We start from the raw sequence: 16,485 nt of genomic DNA, 5'->3' as shown, positions 1-16,485 counted from the left end.
CAGCCTGCGCCTGGGCCGGTGTGCGTCAGGAGACGGGGGCCGAGATGCCGGCCAGGACTTCGCCGGCCAGCCTTGGCTCCGCAACGCCGGTGGCGATGTCGCCGGTGGACAGGACGCCGATGCAGCGCTCGTCGCGGTCCAGCACCACCAGGCGGCGTACCTGGGCCGATTCCATGGCGCGGGCGGCCTCTGCGACGTCCGCGTCCGCGTGGATGCTCTGAACGCCCCGGCTCATGATGCCGGAGACCGGTGTCTTCGGATCGAGGCCTGCGGCGAGGCCGCGGACCACCATGTCGCGGTCGGTGACGGTGCCCACCACCTGGTGCTCCTCCAGCACCGGCAGCATGCCGATGTCGTGGTCGCGCATCAGCGCGGCGGCGCGCTCCAACGACTCGCCTTGGCCGATGTAGGCAAACTGGTCGCTCATGATCTGGCTGATCTTCATGCGGCTGGAAGCCTCCGGGCTTGCGGGTTGCGGGTTGCGGGTTGCGGGTTGCGGGGTGAGGGGCGCCGGGGTGCACCCAGGCCAGGCGGATCGAGCCGACCGCGCTGGCGGTGCGACGCGGCTCGGGCATGCTGGATCGGTCTTCCGGGTCTGGGCCTGCACTGGGTCTGCACTGGGCCTGCGTTGGGCCTGCACCGGGAAGCCGTCACTGCGGCTTGCCCGGTATTCGGCTGCCGGGCGTCAGGCCCCGCGGTGATCCGTCGGTGCCATTCGGCAGCGCTCCGGCGCGTCGATGGAGACGGCGTTCGGGAACATGCTGAGCCACGGAATGCGCAGCCCATAGCCGAAGACCGTCACGGGCTGCTCCGGGCATTCTTTGGTGACCCGGTTCGCAATGGACTGGAGCCGTGCCGAATCCCATTTGAAGTACGGCGGTGTCAACCCTGCATCGACGTTCTTGAAGATCAGGGTGTCGGCGGTGCCGGCTTCCACCGTCTCGATGCGGTACTGCACCGTGTGACCGTCGCCGGTGACGCCGGTGATCTGCACTTCCCAAACCTTGGGCCCCCAGCGCAGGTACAGCAAGCCGATGGCGACGATGGCGACGGCGACGAGGCCGATGATGATCTTGTTCTTGGTGGTCATAGGTCTGCTCCTTCTGTTACTCGAAACGGACGACACTGGCCTTCGGCCACACCGCGGCTCAGCCTGCGTCGGCGCCTCCGGCTTGCCTCTTGGGCCGGCTCAGTCGTTGTCGCAGAGGCAGCAACTTCCACGCCATGCCCTGCACGAGGCGTGGTAGCGCGTTGCGCAAGCGGGCTTGCGGAGCAGGACGCGGCGGCAGCCCTTGCGTTGCGGCGGCAGCGCGCCGGACGGGAAGCTGGGCAGCTCTGCTGCAATCGGCATGGCGGACACGCGTCGGCTTGATGGCGACGCCGCTGCGGGCTCAGCGTGGAGACCTGGGTCAGAGGTCGGGGGCGATGCCCGCCGGGCGGGGCTTTGCGACCGGTGTTTGGTGCAAATGCCCCGATTCTCGGCGCAGCGGGTCGCCGCACCGGCAGCGCATGACCCGTCTGCGCGCCGCAGCGGCGCCTTTGGCGGGCGAGATCCCCCGTTCTGTCGCCCTGTCCATGAAGTTGGTACGGCGGATGCACCCCTGAGGGCACCACTCACGCCAAATCAGGACCGGACCACCGGTCGGGAGGCAACATGAACTGGGAACAGATCCGCGGTAACTGGGAGCAGGCCAAGGGCGAGCTGAAGGTCAAGTGGGGCAAGCTCACCGATGACGACCTCGCCACCATCAACGGCGAGCGGGACAAGCTCGTGGGCCGCCTGCAGGAGCTCTACGGCATCACCAAGGACGAGGCCGAGAAGCAGGTGGACCAGTAGGTGCCCCAGTAGGGCTTCCAACAGGGCCCCCAGTAGGGCCCCAGTACGGCCGAGACCCCAAGGACGCTGCCGGCGGGGCGGTTCCCGCCGGCCGCGCCCCCGCCTCGGCGCCTTGGGGCTGAGGACGGGCGCCAGTGGATTGCGCCAGTGGATTGCGCCAGCGGATTGCGCTCGCTGCCACTGACCCCCGCGCAGGCGACCCCCCGATGTACAGCCGGACTTGACCCTACCCTGATCCTCTCCTATGGTCAGAGCGAAAGGGGGGACGGTCGTGACGCCGGATCCCTGTGACCGTCCGGTCTATCCGGGTTCAGCGTCAGCGTCCAGGCCAGCCTCAGCCGGTTCCCGGCTGCCGACGGCCCCGCGCAGATTCGGCACCCCCGGGGCCGGCACTGCCTGCCGAGAGCGGCAATGTCGACGCGATGTGTCAGCCGCCCGGCGGGTGCTGACCATCATTGCTCAGCGGCCATTCATCCCCCACTCATCCGCCGCGGAGCCCCCATGAACATCACCGCCGAGCCGCATCCACAGAAGGCGGCTCAGCCGCCCGCAACGCCGGCACGTGCCAACGCCGATGCCCCGGCGCCCGCCAACGTCCTCACCTACGGCTTCGAGTGGGATCTGGGCTCTGACCGCATCCACCGGGATGTCGCCGGCAGCAGCGTCTTGGGCCTTGCGGCGGGCGAGCGCGCCGACACCGGCGCCGACCTGATCGCCCGGATGCACATCGCCGATCGCGCCGGCCTGCGGGCGGCCATCGAGGCCGCAACACCGGCGCAGCCGACCTTCCTCGCCCGCTATCGCATCGACACGCCCGACGGTTGCCGGGTCATCCAGGACCAGGGACGGGTGAGCTTCGACGCCGGCGGCAAAGCAGCGCGCGTCACCAGCGTCAGTGCCGATGTCACCGCCGATGCGCACGCCCATGCCCATGACAACCGCCGCCTCGATCTGCTGGTGGACGTCATGGACCGGCTGCCGGCGATGGTCATGGTCTACGACGCCGACTTCGCCGACGTGCGCGTGAACAACAGCATGCGGCGCATCCTGGGCTGGACCCGCCTCGACCTCGAAGAGCAGGACCCGCTCACCCTGTGGTGGCCGCAGCAGCAGGCGCGTGCGCGTGCCCGCGCCAGCCTGGCTCAGGGCGGCGGTACCTGGGCGGATCTGCCGATGCTGGACCGCGACGGCAATCTCGTGGACGTGAGCTGGGCCAGCGCAGCGCTCGCCGACGGCAGGCGTGTGGCGCTCGGCATCGACGTGCGCGAGCAGCGCGCCACCGAGCGCCGCCTCGCCGCGCTGGAGCGGCGCTTCCGCACCATGGCGGAGACGGTGCCGGACATCCTGTTCATCGCCGATGCCGCCGGCCGCGTCGACTATGTCAACGAGCGCTTCTACCGCGCCACCGGTCTGCCTGCCGGCAGCGGCCTCGGGCACGGCTGGGTCCAGGCGCTGCACGGGGACGACCGCGAGAGCGCCCGCCGCGCCTGGCGCGATGCCGTGGCCCAGGGCCGTGAGCTGCGGGTGCGCTACCGGCTGCGCTGTGCCGACGGCGCCTATCGCTGGTGGGAGACACGCGCGCGGCCCATCGCCGATCCGGACAACCCTGAAGCCGCGCCTTGCTGGTTCGGTGCCGCCTCCGACGTGGACGAGCTGGTGCGCATGCACCAGGCGCTGGAGGAGGCCGACCGGCAGAAAGACGAGTTCCTCGCCATCCTCGGCCATGAGCTGCGCAACCCCATGGCGCCCGTGCGCAATGCCGTGGACCTGATGCAGACCCTTGACCTGCCGGACCCGCGGCTCGCCTGGGCCGTGGGCGTCATCGACCGCCAGACCAAGCAGATGGACCGCTTGCTGGACGACCTGCTGGATGTCTCCCGCATCATCCGCGGCAAGCTGCGGCTCTCGCCGCGGGTGGTGGCCGTGTCGGAGGTGGTCGCGCAGGCCGTGGACGCGAGCGCCTGGGAGCTCGAGTCCCGCGGTCACGATTTTCGCCTGCGTCTGCCCGATGAGCCGCTGTATCTCAACGCGGACCCGGCACGACTGGCGCAGGTCCTCACTAACCTGCTCAACAACGCCGCCAAGTACACCGCCGATGGCGGCCATGTCGCGCTGCGCGTGGAAGCGCGCCCGGGCACCCTGGAGCTGCAGGTCAGCGACGACGGCGACGGCATCGACGCGCAGCTGCGCCGCCGCCTGTTCCGCACCTTCAGCCAGGGACAGCGCCGGCTGGAGCGCACCGCGGGCGGCAGCAAGGCCGGCCTCGGCATGGGGCTCGCGATTGCCGCACGCATCACCGAGCTGCACGGCGGGCGCATCGAGGTGACAAGCGACGGCCCCGGCCGCGGCGCCACCTTCAGCGTCTTCCTGCCGCGCACTGCGGCGCCTGCGCCGCAGCCGGCGCCGGCCCGCTGCCCCGGCGCGGCGGCGCCCACGGGCCTCTCGGTCCTGGTGGTGGACGACCATGCGGACGCCGCCGACGGCCTGGCGATGCTGCTCACCGCCCTGGGGCACCAGGTCAGCATCTGCCACAGCGGTGCCGCGGCCATTGGTGCCGCCGAGCAGGCCTGGCCGCACCTGGTGCTGCTGGACCTCGGCATGGGTGACATGGACGGCTTCGAGACCGCGCGGCGGCTGCGGGCACTGGAGCAGGAGCGCAGGGCCGGCGGCACGCAGCCGATGCTGCTGGCGGCCGTCACCGGCTTCGGCGACAGCGGCACCCGCGAGCGGGGCCGGGCGGCGGGCTTCGACCGTCACCTCACCAAGCCCGTGAGCCGCGAGGCCCTGACGGCCCTGCTGTGCGCGGCAGCAACGCACGGCTTTGGCCCCACAGACCAGGTTACCCACCCCGATGCACAAGATGCTGATTGAGTGGGACGACTGACTGCGGATGCGGGACGGGCATTTGCGAGGCCCCGGCCCGGCGACCGTCGCGGCCCGTGCATTGAGTGGCTCGATGCAACGGACCGTCGCCAGGAAGCTGCCCGCTGCCACCTGCGCGATGGCTGATCAGCGGTTGTCGCCTTGGTGGGTACGCGGATTGCTACGGTTTTAGACCATCGAGCCACAGATCCGAGCGCACAGATCAGGCATTACCATGTCAACGCACAGGCGAGAGCACGGTGGCACCGGCCCCACCGCTTCGCGACGCCCGGCGGCCGGCACCGACCTCAACCCCGTGCTGGAGCGCCTCGCGGACCTGGAGCGCCGTTCGCTCCTCGCGGAGCAGGCGCGCCGGCAGGCCCATCGGCTGCGCACGCCGCTGAGTGTCATCGACCTCATCACCGAGACCATGCAGCTGGAAGGGCAGCAGGACCCGCAGCGCGCCGAGCGTCTGGCCCGCATCCACAGCGCCGCCGGCAGCCTCGCCACGGAGCTGTCCGACGCCGTCAAGTCAACCCGCTTCGGCGACGGCCCCCGGCGGCAGCTCGACCCGGTGACGCTGGCCGCCGACGTGGTGCGCGCCTTCGGCGGCGAGGTGAGGGCGCAGGGCGTTGCAGGCGCAACCCTGTCCGTGGAGTCGGCGAGCCTGGAGGCGGCGGTGGTGCATGCGCTGCGGCTCGTCGGCGTGGGCACCGACTGCAACGGTGTCTGTGCCCAGCGCCCCGTGCTGCATGCCGAGTGCCGCGACGGGGAGATTCTGCTCAGCATCAGCGCCGCGGGCTCCGCACCGCCGGACACCCCGCGGGAGCGCGCCGACCTGCGCCTCATGGCGGAAGCGGCGGAGCGCGCTGCCCAGGATCATGGCGGCAGCCTGACCCTGGGGACAGACAGCGCCACCTTCCGGCTGCCACTGGCAAGCGGCGACGCTTGAGTCCGGGTCGGCGCCCGGGCCGTCGGCGCCGCCGACCGGCCGGTTGCGAGCACCCCGCCGCGGTCAGGGTCCGCGACCAGTCCCCGCTTCCGGCACGCACACTGCATCCCTCCCTGGTGTCGAGGCAGTCGGGCGAAGGCCCTGCTGCCGCAACATGTCACGCACCAACGGGAGCAGCAGCATGCCCAAGACCATCGACCCCAAGGCCGCGCCCGGCGCCGCCGGCATCCGTGCCCGGGCCGGCTTCGAATTCGCCCGCCCCCAGGACATCGCAGATCACGAGGACATGAGCCGCGAGCACAAGATCGCGCTGCTGGAGCAGTGGGAGCAGGACCTGCGTGAGGAAATGGTGGCGGAGGAGGAGAACATGTCCGGCGGCGGCAAGCCCATTGCCGACACCCTGGCGGATGTGCTGAGCGCGCTCTCGGCGCTTGGGCGGAAGGTCACCAGCAGGCCGGTACCCGACAAGCACGGCTGAGGCGCCGCTGGCGGCCCTGGCATGCCCAGGGCCCGGCATCGCCCGCGGGCGCTTTCGCTCGCGCGGTTGCTGTCGCTGTTGCGGCTGCGCACCGCCCCGCCGCCGCTCGACCGGCGGCAGGGCGCTTGGTGTCAGTCCGTTGCGGACTCGATGCGGTCGCCGGTTTCCTCCACCGCCTCCCGCGTCTGGTCGACGGCCTCATCGGCGGTCTCGCCGACTTCCTCCGCCGCGGAACGGGCCGCCTCCCGGGTCTCTTCCATCGCCTCGCCGGCTTCCTCCCGGACCTCCTCGGTGCCCATGTCGTCGCCGTCTTCGCCGCAGCCGAAGAGCAGGACGGCGGAAAGGCCGACGATGGTGAGGGTGGGGAGTGCTCGGATTGTCTTCATCGGTACTGTCTCCTGTCGTGGGTTAGGTCTTGAGCCGTATCCGTGACGAGCGCGCTCCTCGACGTCCAGCTGGCGCCGTGACCCGTCATGGTGGTGGCAGGCCGATACCTGCACGGCCCGTTCCAAACCTTGCGTTTGCAAACACCCGGCCAGCTTGTCGTAAACGCCCGGCCAGATTGCACGCGATGATGGGCTCCGGCGCAGCGGGGTACGTCCGTCTGCTGGGGTCGGGGAGGCTACGGGGCTGCTGCGCGCTCCCGTGGCGACCCCCGAGAGGTCGCCGGAAGGCCGTCGGGAGCCCGTTGCGCCGGTGCGGGCCTTCGGGCCGCTGCGCGCAGTCCGGTCATTTGCGCCGGCGACTGGGGCAAATGCACCGCTGCGGCGGCTGTGACCCGGGCCGCACCCGACGGCGGGGCAGGCACGAGCTCGGGACCGGCCGTGGCGCGTCCGGTTGCCGCAAGCCACGGGGATCTTGGCTTGGTGCTGGTCTGCACCTTGCAGAGCGGGTGGGAGTTGGCGGTGCGGGGACAAGCGCCTTTCGGCGCCGCCTCGCTCGGCTTGCGGGTCCGCTGTGCCGGGTCCCGTCATCCACCAGGCTCTCCAGCCATTGCAGAGGAGGTTTCATGGACTTGCAGCAGAACCCAGTGCGCGTACTCGTTCAGGACTACGGTTGGGTCCACCTCGGCCTCGGTCTGATCGGCAATATCAGCTTCTTCATCGGCAGCATTCTGTTCCTGCCGTCGCTTGAGCCGTGGAAGACGCTCGGCGTCTGGCTCTTCATCTTGGGCGCCTTCCTGATGATGCTGGGCTCCCTGGGCCGGCTGCTGGTGGACCTTTGGGAGGAGGACGCGGTGCCGACGCCGCGCCGGGTGCGGGAGCGGGCCTTCGATGCCTCCTCGTGACCCCGCGCCGAGACCCGTCGCTGCGCGGCGGGGTCAGCTCATGCGCCTCAGGTCTCGGAATGCCGGGCTCAAGGCTGGTCGTCTGCAGGCTGCGCGGCGGCGTCCCGTTCCGCGTGGCGGCGCTCGCGGGCAGCCACGCGGTCCTGGTCTGCGACGGCGGCACGGTGGCCGGGCTCATCGCCGGCACGCCGCTCGGTGAGCCCGCGGATGGCCTGGGTGCGGCCGTAGACCACCAGGGTGTCGCCGCCTTCGGGGTGGCTGTCGCCGGCGGGGGTCCCCAGCCATTCCCCGTCGCCGGTGAGGATGCCGAGCACCAGGATGCCCTCGTCCGCGGGGCGCAGCTGCCGCAGCGCGCGACCCTCCAGCCAGCCGCCGGGCTCCACGGTCACCTCGGCGATGCGGTAATCGCCGGCGAGGTGGAGCAGTCCTTCATAGTCTTTCACGTCCAGGCTGGTGAAGCGGCTCAGGGCCCGGTCCACGAGCCGGGACAGCAGCCGGTCCACCCATTGGCTGCTGGCCACCGCCCAGAGTGTCACCAGCCCCGCCACCAGGAGCACGATCTTGTAGGTGAGTCCGAGGGTGTCGCCGTCGCCGTCCGCCACGAAGGCGAGAATCAGCGAGGAGACGGCGGTGACGATGCCGGCGTTGCCGAGCAGCATCAGCGTCAGCACGATGCGCCGGCGCACCGGATGGTTGACCACCGTCTCCGATTCGCTGGTGGTGAAGCCGGCGCCGGAGAAGGCCGAGCGCGCCTGGAACCGGGCGGTCTGCCGGGCGAGGCCCGTGTGGCGCAGGGCCACGGCCGCGATGCGGGTGACGACGATGGACAGTGTCACCACCAGGAGGAGGGAGAGGATTGCGGTCATGCTGGATCTGGACCTGGGTTGCAGCGGTGCCGCCCTTCCGGGCAGCTGGGTATCGGGCAGTTGACTATCGGGCAGCTGAGTATCGGGCTCCTGCCGCGCTTGCGCTGAGCGTGGCGCAAGGACTGTGCCCGCCTCGGCGCAACCCGCCCCTCGATTCGCATCATTGCGCCTGTGACTGCGCCTGGGCCGACGCTGGCGCGATGACCTTCAGGGCAGCGTGGTGTACCCGAAAGCGCAGGGGCGTCGCCAGCCGCTCCCGCTCGCCGTCGCAGGCGACAACCTGGTGGCGTCCGCGGGTCTCGACCAGCAGATGGTCGCCGAACACCTGCTCGACGTCGCGGCCCGCCCTGAGGTCGCCCCAGGCGAGGCGCAGCGCGTACGCCATGAGGCCGAGCCTGCCGACATCCGGCGCCAGGAACACCGCAAATCGCCCCTTGCGGACCTGCTCCGCGCCCTGGAGCCCGAAGCTCTCCATCTGAAAGGCGCTTCTGGCAATGAAGACGAGCGGCGTGCGCTTGCGGATGGCCTGGCCATCGACGGTGACTTTGACCGACAGGGGTCGGTAGAGCCGCAGGAAAGTCTTCACCACCGACCAGTGGGCGGCAATCCGGGAGCGGCCGAAACGCTGGTAAACGCCCTCACGCTGCGCCAGGATCGCCGGGTAAATGCCCAGGCTGGCGTTGTTCAGAAAGATCCGCCCATTGACCTCGCCCACCGGCAGCGGACGCGGCGAGCCCGTCGCGAGGGTATCGACCGCGTCCGCAAGCGGCAGCGGGATGCCCAGCCCGCGCGCGACGTAGTTGAAGGTGCCGAGCGGGATGACCCCGAGCACGATTTGGGTGCCTGCGATCTCCTGCGCGACGGCGCCGATGGTGCCATCGCCGCCGGCGGCAGCGATGGTGGAGAAGCCCGCCGCCACGGCACGGCGGATCAGCCCGCGCAGATCGCCACCCGCGTCGACCCGCTGCAGGTGAAAGCGCCCCGGATGTCGATCCAGGGCCGCGTCGAGCTCGGCCTGGAAGCTGCCGTCCTTGTCGGCGCCGGCCTGATGGTTCAGGACGATGCAGATGTCAGGCGTCGGCGCATTGGCTGGCGATCTCGTCACGGGAATCGATCCTCCATTGCCCAGATGCGGGTGTTTGCGCGCTGGGCGGCGACCCCGCCCAGTCCGGGCGCGGCCGGTGACCGCGAGCTGCCGAGCGGCGCGCCGGGGTGGGGCAGAAGCCTGCTCCAGCCCAGGGTGCCTGTGAGGGGAGCGGCCCGCCCGCTTCTTCTGTCCAGTAGGCAAATATCGTGCGCACTTGATGTGACCGGCGGTTGCCGCCCGGCGCACACGGTGCTAGCGTCCCCCGCCGGGCTGGGTCGCGGGGCTGTTGCGCGGCCCGTATCCGCTTTCCTGTGCCGGGCTTTGGGGGGCAGCAGCAGATTGAGCGAGCGCGAGATTCGCTACGGCACCTACCTGGGCGCCATCAAGCGTCACAAGCGGCAAGTCGCGTTCTCCGCCATCCTGGAGGCCGAGCGGCTGCGCCCGGCGCGGCCGCGACTGCGGGCGGTGGACCTGCATCGGCTGCTGACGCCCTATGTCTCGGTCCGCCTCGCCGAGCAGCTGCGCGCCGTGGTGCCGCTGGCACTGCTGCTGATCGTCTTCCAGGGGTTCGCGCTGCGCACCTCGCTGCTGGACACGCAGACCGTCGTCCTCGGCATCCTGGCGGTGATCGTCGGCCTGATGTTCTTCATGGAGGGGGTCAAGCGCGGCCTGATGCCCTTCGCCGAGAACGTCGGCTTCCACATGCCGGTGCGCATGCATCCCTCGGTGCTGCTCGGCTTCAGCCTGATGCTGGGCGCGGCGGCGACCTTCGCGGAGCCCGCCATTGGCGCCCTGCAGGCGGCGGCCGATGCCATCTCCAGCGAGCGCGCGCCCTGGCTCAAGCAGCTGCTCGGCCCCTATGTGCTGTGGCTGGTGCTGGCGGTGGCCACGGGTGTGGGTCTGGCGGTGAGCTTAGGCATGCTGCGGCTGATGTTCGGCTGGCAGCTCAAGCGGCTGGTGATGATCATCGTGCCGCCGACGTTGCTGCTCACCGTCTGGGCCGCACAGCAGCCGGCGCTCGCGCCCATCATCGGCCTCGCCTGGGACTGCGGGGCCATCACCACCGGGCCGGTGACGGTGCCGCTGGTGCTCGCGGTGGGGGTCGGCGTCGCCGCCTCCACCGGCCGCAGCGACAACCCGCTGTCGGGCTTCGGCATCGTCACCCTGGCCTCGCTCTTCCCCATCGTCGGCGTGCTGAGCGTCGCCACCTTTCTCACCGCCCAGGGCGAGGGCGCGCTGCTGCCGGTGGTCGCCGACACGGCGGATGACTGGCTCACCCAAAGCCCCTTTGCCGAGATCCTGGGCGCATTCCGCGCCATCGTGCCCCTGCTGCTGCTGTTGGTGCTGGTGCAGTTACTGCTGCTGCGCCGGCGCATCCGCGAGGGCACTGTCTTTGCCTACGGCGTCACCATGGCCGTCGCCGGCATGGCGCTGTTCAACCTCGGCCTCACCGCCGGGCTGGTGACCCTGGGCGAGCAGGCCGGCGTGAACGTCCCCTGGGCCTTCTCCCCGCACTGGCAGACCGGCGCACCGGCGCTGTATCCCTTTGCGCTCGGCATCGCCGTGACCCTGATCTTCGCCTTCACCGTGGGCTATGGCGCCACCATCGCGGAGCCTGCGCTGAACGCCATGGGCATGACCGTGGAGAACCTCACCGACGGCGCCTTCCGCAAGCGTCAGCTGCTGCACGCGGTGGCCATCGGCGTCGGCTGCGGCGCGGCCCTGGGCGTGAGCCGCATCCTGTTCGACCTGCCGCTGTGGCTGCTGCTGGTGCTGGGCTACGCGCTGGCCCTGGGCCTGACCGTGCTGTCGCGGGAGGAGCTGGTGAACCTGGCCTGGGACAGCGCCGGGGTGACCACCGGACCCGTCACCGTGCCGCTGCTGATGGCGCTCGGCATCGGCCTGGGGCACGCGGTGGAGGCCGTGGACGGCTTCGGTATCCTGGCCATGTGCTCGGTGGGCCCCATCGTGTCGGTGCTGGCCACCGGGCTCTGGATCGACATCAAGACCCGCGGCCGCTTCCAGAGGAGACCCGCATGAGTGCCGGCAATGAATTCATCGTCCTCACGGGCGTCACCCTGCTCACCGCCGTCGTCCAGCGCGGCACTGCGGACATGGTGGTCCGGGTGGCCATGGAGGCCGGTGCCCAGGGTGCCACCGTCTTTCATGCCCATGGCACCGGCATCCGCCAGAAGACCATGGGCATCCTGGGCCTGACCGTGGATACCGAGAAGGAGGTCATCTACATCGTCGTGCCCAACGAGCAGGCGGACCACATCTTCGAGCGCGTCTTCGTCGCCGCCAAAATGGATACGCCCGGCATGGGCATCCTCTGGCTCAGCCGGCTTGAGAAAATGGCCACCCATATCCCCCAGGACATCGCCGCACGCTTCGGCGTGCACGCGGAGCGCCGCGAATGAGCGTGCTCGGCCACATCGGCTACGGCGTCGAGAAGAAGCTCGTCACCGCCGTCGTCATGAGCGGCCACGGCCTGGAGCTGATGAATCTGGTGGAGGAGCACCCGGGCGTGCTTTCCGTCACCCAGCACCACGCCCGCGGCACGGACCGCCGCGGCCAGCGCCCCGGCAGCCTGGTGTGGATCGAGCGCGACGTCATCACGGTGCTGGTGGAAGCGACCCAGGCCGACACTGTCTTTCGCCTCCTCTACGAGGCCGGCCAGCTCCACGTCCCGCACCAGGGCATGATCTTCATGGAACAGGTCTCCCGCGGCCATCCGATGATGCCCTTCCCGGAAGGATTCGAGGCGGATCAGGCGAAGGGGTGAGCGCCGGGCCGGTGCGGCAGGACTCCAGCAGTTTCAGGGGCAGGGTGAGGGACAGCGCTGAGAAACAGCCCGGTGGCTGTCAAGGTACTTGTCGCTTCAACCCCTTTGTTGGGCCTGTTGCTTTACGAGGCCGCTTGAAGCGATTTCTGCACCTCTGACGGGGCTTCGATTGAGACGAATCTTGCAGCGGAATACAGGTCGTCTTCTCCGCTCTCGTCGACAATCCGTAAATCGCCATCTGCTGCCGCGTCTTCGGCTTCGAGGACCTTGTAACTCTTGTGGCGTTCAAGCGTTGTCTGATAGTCGGAGTTGTCTATGCAGACAACGAAGCCCGCTCGAAGATAAGTCTTATTCATGGTCGTCGATACAGCGTTTACGCTTCATGTCCCGCCGGCCTATGCCATGAGCCTCATATGTTACGCACAGCCCGGCGCTTGCTGCCGAGCCGCGCGCGTCAGCGGCGGCTCGGCAGCATGCGCTCGGGCTGGTGCAGTGGTTGGGCGTCGCCTGGTGAGCCGGTGCGCATGCGTGCTGTGATTGTGTCAGCAGACAGGTCTGCGCCGCATGGCCACTCAACAAAATACCCGCCGTTGTGAACGGCAGAAAACTCTGCGTTGTCTCTCAGTGGAGCGAAAGCCTCCGAGTCCAGATAGGGCTTGACGTCGAATATACCTTCGGCGCCTTGGCTGGTTTCGACGTAGAGAAGATGGTCGTCGAGTGGTGTTACTTGCCGGAGAGTCACTGGTCAAGGCCTCGGATTTGAAAAGGTTTCTTGCCGTTTACGGCGAGTTCCCAGTCAGCCATCAGTTCATCCTCATGGATCGCTATCCAGGCGACCACCATCTTGTGCTTCTTGGCCGGCAGCTTTCCTGCCAGCAGTTCGCCGTCAGGGATAGAGTAAACCGCAAGGCTGCCTTGGAATTCTGCATGGATATGCGGCAACTTGTGCTTATGGGTGTCGAAAAAGAACATCCTAATCAAGACGCCATAGAACATCGAAATCGCCGGCATCAACGTCAGCCTCTCTGAGCGCCCAACGTCAAGGCTGGCCCGCCGATTGTTGCCGTGACGGAAGCGAACCGACGGCGCGGCAACGGGCCGTCTGGCCGAGCCATTCGTTGGGCTCGATTGTGCGGGAAAACGACGGTCAAGACAATACATTACGGAACCGACGGCAATGCGTGATTGCAGGACCTGACCCCTTTGCTCGCTGTGAATGCCGACCCGCTAATGACCAGCCTCGAGGCCGGCACGCCGCCCGTTGCCGCGCCGTCGGTGCGCTTCCGGTGCGGCAACGGGCGGTCGAGCCGAGCCGCAATAGAAGACTCGGGTGTGCAAGAAGTCCGTCGCGGAGGCAACGCGAGACGCACCGAGCCAAGATGCGAGATTGCAGAATTCCGCTCCGTTATTCAGCGTCACACCGGCTTGCCCTGGCTCGCCGGCTCGCTCGCGTTGCTCCATCCCCCCATCGTGGGCTCGGCGTCCAGCGGCCTGGCCCTTTCACGCGGCCAGCTTCTGCGTGAACAACGCCCGTGCGGTCCGAATGCCTCGGAGATACTTGGTCTGGCGGCGGGCGCAGACGCTGGTCAGCGCCTCCGGCGCACCGATCGCGCTCCCGAACGCCTTGAGGAGGCGGTCGGCATAGCTGATGAAATGCTCACCGTCGATGTTCAGCCGATCGAGGATGCGCGGATACCGCGCCCCGATCTGGCCGCGCTTGTCCGGGCGCAGTGCCCGGCCCGTCCAGTCGACCAGCGCCAGATAGTCCTCGAACGCGAAGGGCACCGCCCAAGGCGTGCGCGCGGTGGCGTCGAACGGCATGAGCGGGACCCGCGCCAAAGCCCGTGCCTGCGCCTCTGAGCAGGGGTGCTCGCCCGCGAGGGTTGCAGGCGGGGTCGCGGTCGGGGCCGCGTCTGCCGGCGGATGCGCGTCGGACGGGACCTCGGTGCTCGCCGCCTCCGTCACGGCCCCGACGCGCTCCTGGATGGAGGTATAGTCCGATGTCTCCGGCGTCGCGGCGATGCCCGCCCGCACCGGGTTCAGATCCACGTAGGCCATCGCGGCCAGCAGTGCCGGCTCATCGAGCAGGGCCTGGCTCTTGAAGCGCCCCTCCCAGAACCGGCCCTTGACCCCGTCCTCGGCGTTGGCCTGCCGGGCGACGTGCTCGTTCAGCGTGCGCATGAACCAGGACAGATCGTGCAGGCGCGCCCGATAGCCCTCCGCCAGCGCCGCCACCTCGGCGAGCTCCGCAGCGCACATCCCGGCGCGCGCCTCCGACAGGTACCGCGTCACCAACAGCGGACCCGAGAACAGCTGCGTCCAGCGCCGCAGCACCTCCTCGGCCGACCAACCCAGCGCGCGCTCCCGGTCGATGCGCACGACCACGTGGTAGTGGTTGCTCATCACCGCGTACGCGGCCACGTCGATGGCGAAGATGCCGGCCAGCTGCAGCATGCGCTCGGCGATCCAGCCGCGCCGGTGCTCGAAGTTCCTGCCGGAGAAGTGGTCCTCCCCGCACAGGAAGGCACGACGCACGCACCGGCTCACGCAGTGATACCAAGGTGTGTCGTCGAGGGAGACGAGGGCGGTGCGGGGGGTGGTCATGGTGGGAATCCTGACGGTGCGGTAGTGGGAAGGCTAGTCGAGGGGCGGACGGGGGTTAAGCAACAGGAAGCAACATGGGTGTCCTATGGCCGCTCTTCCTATGGCCGCTCTATGGCCGCTACTACATGGGTGTCCTATGGCCGATGGCCTCTATGGCCGATGGCCGTTGACGAAGGTCTCCGAGCTGAGAAAGACCTGGTGTCTCAGCTGCCCCCAGGGCCCCGGCTCGCCGATGCCGTCCTCGACGAAACGGCGATAGGCCGAGACCGCCGCGCGCTCGGTCCCGCCGAACGTCGAGAGCAACCAGTCCCGAAGCAGCCACGGCGGACGGGGCGCTTCTCCCAGCGTGGCCCGACAGCTGCTCCAAGGCCAATCCTCGGGCCGCGCAACCATCCGCGCCCGCACCGGATTCCGCACCACGTAACGCGAGCGCTCCGTCAGATACGCCTCCTTCTGCACGATGATCGCCTTGTAGCGCCCTTGAAAGACGTGCCCGCAGCGTCCGTGCTCTGAGTTGAACCGCTGCGTGTAGACGCCGTTGAATTGGCGCATCCCCTTGGAGAGATTCCCGTCGGGTGTCTCCACCAGCAGGTGATAGTGGTTGGTCATCAGGCAGTAGGCGTGCGCCCACCAGTTGAAGCGCTCGCACACCCCCCCGAACACCGCCAGGAACGCCTGTCGGTCTATGTCGCCCCGGTAGATGTCCTCCCGCCCGTCACCACGCGAGGTAACGTGGTGGAGCGCTCCGGGAAGCTCGATGCGCAGCGGTCTTGCCATCCCCGAAGCCTGGCAATCCAGACGCAAATACAAGACCTGAGCTTGTGTTCGCCTCAGCGGCGGCTCGGCAGCGTGCCCTCGGGCTGTTGCTCTGGCTGGGCGCTACCGCTTGTTTGGTTGCGCGCAAGCTCCATCAGCAGGCGTAGTGCCTTGTTGACTGACTCCGAGTCCCGATACACCCGGGCAACGTCAGGGTCCAGCAGAACGACGTTGGTACCCTGCGCATACGCTCGGTGATGCTTGCCTTGGACCGCGTTCGAGAAATCATACTCAGAACGCATGTCGTCACTTGATTCTTGACTCATAAAGCTGTCTTTCTTTCCTTCTTTCCTGGAGGCGATTCTCGCGCTGATGATGCGGATGACGTTGGGTAGCCGTTCCGTGAAAACTACCACTACGAGATGGTTGCGGGCAGTCTTGCCGATGCTCAGGAAGCGGTATTCACCTTCCGAGTGGTCCGGGTCCGAAATCGTGAGCTCGAAAGGATCAGCGAACACACTGCTTGCCTCACTGAAGGAAACGCCGTGCTTCCCGAGATTCGCTGCCGCCTTGTTCGTGTCCCACTCAAAGTCAATCACGTGAGACCGGCTCTGATCGCAAGTTGTGTTGAGAGATCCGGTTTGCAGCGCCCGTCGTCAAGACTGGCCCGACGCCTGCTCCTGCTGCAACGTATAAGCGAACCGACGGCGCGGCAACGGGGGTTCGGACCGTGCCACTTGGGCTTGATTGTGCGGGAAAAACGGTTGGTCGGCAATGCGATACGATACCACTGACCTCAAACCCGGGAGTATGGCGCTGGGCTGGCGAACTTGATGGGCGTTTTCGTCCGTTGCCGGACGCAAAATACAAGACCCCATCTTTTCCACACAAGACCTGATATCCATCTAGCCGACTCCACCCCGTAGGCTACAGTTGGGTTAGCCAAATCCAACAACCGCAGCCCAGAGAG

At 68.5% G+C, this 16,485-nt stretch carries 18 protein-coding genes and 1 pseudogene; 8 read left to right on the top strand and 11 right to left on the bottom strand.

Annotation, left to right across the window (positions count from 1 at the left end; all coding sequences use genetic code 11):
• Nucleotides 1-25 precede the first annotated feature (25 nt).
• A complete protein-coding gene (locus QZ607_RS19575; RefSeq protein WP_295886111.1) occupies nucleotides 26-445 on the bottom strand; it encodes a CBS domain-containing protein in 420 nt (139 codons plus the stop codon).
• Between the two features lie 240 nt (nucleotides 446-685).
• Entirely contained in the window at nucleotides 686-1,090 is a 405-nt protein-coding gene (locus QZ607_RS19570; RefSeq protein WP_295886108.1) for a DUF1523 family protein, read from the bottom strand.
• Between the two features lie 564 nt (nucleotides 1,091-1,654).
• Between QZ607_RS19570 and QZ607_RS19565 the strand changes: the two genes are divergently transcribed.
• From QZ607_RS19565 to QZ607_RS19550, 4 genes are all read left to right on the top strand, one after another.
• Nucleotides 1,655-1,837, top strand: a complete 183-nt coding sequence (locus tag QZ607_RS19565; RefSeq protein WP_295886106.1) for a CsbD family protein — start codon at nucleotides 1,655-1,657, stop codon at nucleotides 1,835-1,837.
• Nucleotides 1,838-2,338: 501 nt separating this feature from the next.
• The gene (locus tag QZ607_RS19560) at nucleotides 2,339-4,708 is read left to right on the top strand and encodes an ATP-binding protein (RefSeq protein ID WP_295886104.1); all 2,370 of its coding nucleotides are present in this window, start codon (nucleotides 2,339-2,341) and stop codon (nucleotides 4,706-4,708) included.
• 226 nt (nucleotides 4,709-4,934) lie between these two features.
• Entirely contained in the window at nucleotides 4,935-5,651 is a 717-nt protein-coding gene (locus QZ607_RS19555) for a hypothetical protein (protein ID WP_295886102.1), read from the top strand.
• A gap of 181 nt (nucleotides 5,652-5,832) precedes the next feature.
• Nucleotides 5,833-6,129 (top strand): hypothetical protein, encoded by a 297-nt coding sequence (locus QZ607_RS19550; protein WP_295886100.1) that lies wholly within the window; start codon nucleotides 5,833-5,835, stop codon nucleotides 6,127-6,129.
• A 131-nt stretch (nucleotides 6,130-6,260) separates the two neighbouring features.
• Here QZ607_RS19550 and QZ607_RS19545 read toward each other — a convergent pair whose 3' ends face one another.
• Entirely contained in the window at nucleotides 6,261-6,515 is a 255-nt protein-coding gene (locus QZ607_RS19545) for a hypothetical protein (protein WP_295886098.1), read from the bottom strand.
• A 623-nt stretch (nucleotides 6,516-7,138) separates the two neighbouring features.
• On the opposite strand from QZ607_RS19545, the gene QZ607_RS19540 reads away from it, so the two are divergent.
• The gene (locus QZ607_RS19540) at nucleotides 7,139-7,417 is read left to right on the top strand and encodes a YrhK family protein (RefSeq protein WP_295886096.1); all 279 of its coding nucleotides are present in this window, start codon (nucleotides 7,139-7,141) and stop codon (nucleotides 7,415-7,417) included.
• A gap of 68 nt (nucleotides 7,418-7,485) precedes the next feature.
• On the opposite strand, the gene QZ607_RS19535 is transcribed toward QZ607_RS19540, so the two are convergent.
• Nucleotides 7,486-8,283, bottom strand: a complete 798-nt coding sequence (locus QZ607_RS19535) for a TrkA C-terminal domain-containing protein (protein WP_295886094.1) — start codon at nucleotides 8,281-8,283, stop codon at nucleotides 7,486-7,488.
• Between the two features lie 160 nt (nucleotides 8,284-8,443).
• Nucleotides 8,444-9,388, bottom strand: a complete 945-nt coding sequence (locus tag QZ607_RS19530) for a diacylglycerol kinase family protein (protein WP_295886092.1) — start codon at nucleotides 9,386-9,388, stop codon at nucleotides 8,444-8,446.
• Nucleotides 9,389-9,709: 321 nt separating this feature from the next.
• Here QZ607_RS19530 and QZ607_RS19525 point away from each other — a divergent pair, with 321 nt between their 5' ends.
• Genes QZ607_RS19525 through QZ607_RS19515 form a run of 3 tightly spaced genes read left to right on the top strand, consistent with a single transcriptional unit; the run spans nucleotide 9,710 to nucleotide 12,155 of the window.
• Complete coding sequence (locus QZ607_RS19525; protein WP_295886090.1) at nucleotides 9,710-11,410, top strand: DUF1538 domain-containing protein; 1,701 nt, start codon at nucleotides 9,710-9,712, stop codon at nucleotides 11,408-11,410.
• On the top strand, nucleotides 11,407-11,790 hold the full coding sequence (locus QZ607_RS19520; RefSeq protein ID WP_295886088.1) for a P-II family nitrogen regulator: 384 nt from the start codon (nucleotides 11,407-11,409) through the stop codon (nucleotides 11,788-11,790). The genes QZ607_RS19525 and QZ607_RS19520 overlap by 4 nt, the downstream gene beginning before the upstream one ends.
• Entirely contained in the window at nucleotides 11,787-12,155 is a 369-nt protein-coding gene (locus QZ607_RS19515) for a hypothetical protein (RefSeq protein WP_295886086.1), read from the top strand. Before QZ607_RS19520 ends, QZ607_RS19515 begins: the two co-directional genes overlap by 4 nt.
• Before the next feature lie 122 nt (nucleotides 12,156-12,277).
• Here the strand turns inward: QZ607_RS19515 and QZ607_RS19510 are convergent, their stop codons facing one another.
• The 6 genes and pseudogenes from QZ607_RS19510 to QZ607_RS25950 all read right to left on the bottom strand — a co-directional run bounded on the left by QZ607_RS19510 (nucleotide 12,278) and on the right by QZ607_RS25950 (nucleotide 16,114).
• On the bottom strand, nucleotides 12,278-12,511 hold the full coding sequence (locus QZ607_RS19510; RefSeq protein WP_295886083.1) for a hypothetical protein: 234 nt from the start codon (nucleotides 12,509-12,511) through the stop codon (nucleotides 12,278-12,280).
• A gap of 98 nt (nucleotides 12,512-12,609) precedes the next feature.
• Nucleotides 12,610-12,897 carry a DUF2442 domain-containing protein gene (locus QZ607_RS19505; protein WP_295886081.1) on the bottom strand — a complete coding sequence of 96 codons (288 nt, stop codon included), beginning with the start codon at nucleotides 12,895-12,897 and terminating at the stop codon, nucleotides 12,610-12,612.
• Nucleotides 12,894-13,166 carry a DUF4160 domain-containing protein gene (locus QZ607_RS19500; protein ID WP_295886079.1) on the bottom strand — a complete coding sequence of 91 codons (273 nt, stop codon included), beginning with the start codon at nucleotides 13,164-13,166 and terminating at the stop codon, nucleotides 12,894-12,896. Before QZ607_RS19500 ends, QZ607_RS19505 begins: the two co-directional genes overlap by 4 nt.
• 489 nt (nucleotides 13,167-13,655) lie before the next feature.
• Nucleotides 13,656-14,759, bottom strand: a complete 1,104-nt coding sequence (locus tag QZ607_RS19495) for a transposase (RefSeq protein WP_295886076.1) — start codon at nucleotides 14,757-14,759, stop codon at nucleotides 13,656-13,658.
• Between the two features lie 168 nt (nucleotides 14,760-14,927).
• Nucleotides 14,928-15,536, bottom strand: a pseudogene (locus QZ607_RS19490) (transposase); the annotation flags it as partial.
• 53 nt (nucleotides 15,537-15,589) lie between these two features.
• A complete protein-coding gene (locus QZ607_RS25950) occupies nucleotides 15,590-16,114 on the bottom strand; it encodes a BrnT family toxin (protein ID WP_367268225.1) in 525 nt (174 codons plus the stop codon).
• Nucleotides 16,115-16,485 lie beyond the last annotated feature (371 nt).

The sequence above is a fragment of the uncultured Thiohalocapsa sp. genome, from assembly GCF_913063425.1.
Classification (GTDB): Bacteria; Pseudomonadota; Gammaproteobacteria; order Chromatiales; family Chromatiaceae; genus Thiohalocapsa.
Note: the sequence above shows the minus strand (reverse complement) of the source record. Positions and strands in the feature narration are given on the sequence as shown.

Coding starts and splice junctions, on each gene's coding strand:
- QZ607_RS19575 (WP_295886111.1), bottom strand. CDS start 445: ATGAAGATCAGCCAGATCATGAGCGACCAGTTTGCCTACATCGGCCAA.
- QZ607_RS19570 (WP_295886108.1), bottom strand. CDS start 1,090: ATGACCACCAAGAACAAGATCATCATCGGCCTCGTCGCCGTCGCCATC.
- QZ607_RS19565 (WP_295886106.1), top strand. CDS start 1,655: ATGAACTGGGAACAGATCCGCGGTAACTGGGAGCAGGCCAAGGGCGAG.
- QZ607_RS19560 (WP_295886104.1), top strand. CDS start 2,339: ATGAACATCACCGCCGAGCCGCATCCACAGAAGGCGGCTCAGCCGCCC.
- QZ607_RS19555 (WP_295886102.1), top strand. CDS start 4,935: ATGTCAACGCACAGGCGAGAGCACGGTGGCACCGGCCCCACCGCTTCG.
- QZ607_RS19550 (WP_295886100.1), top strand. CDS start 5,833: ATGCCCAAGACCATCGACCCCAAGGCCGCGCCCGGCGCCGCCGGCATC.
- QZ607_RS19545 (WP_295886098.1), bottom strand. CDS start 6,515: ATGAAGACAATCCGAGCACTCCCCACCCTCACCATCGTCGGCCTTTCC.
- QZ607_RS19540 (WP_295886096.1), top strand. CDS start 7,139: ATGGACTTGCAGCAGAACCCAGTGCGCGTACTCGTTCAGGACTACGGT.
- QZ607_RS19535 (WP_295886094.1), bottom strand. CDS start 8,283: ATGACCGCAATCCTCTCCCTCCTCCTGGTGGTGACACTGTCCATCGTC.
- QZ607_RS19520 (WP_295886088.1), top strand. CDS start 11,407: ATGAGTGCCGGCAATGAATTCATCGTCCTCACGGGCGTCACCCTGCTC.
- QZ607_RS19515 (WP_295886086.1), top strand. CDS start 11,787: ATGAGCGTGCTCGGCCACATCGGCTACGGCGTCGAGAAGAAGCTCGTC.
- QZ607_RS19510 (WP_295886083.1), bottom strand. CDS start 12,511: ATGAATAAGACTTATCTTCGAGCGGGCTTCGTTGTCTGCATAGACAAC.
- QZ607_RS19500 (WP_295886079.1), bottom strand. CDS start 13,166: ATGCCGGCGATTTCGATGTTCTATGGCGTCTTGATTAGGATGTTCTTT.
- QZ607_RS19495 (WP_295886076.1), bottom strand. CDS start 14,759: ATGACCACCCCCCGCACCGCCCTCGTCTCCCTCGACGACACACCTTGG.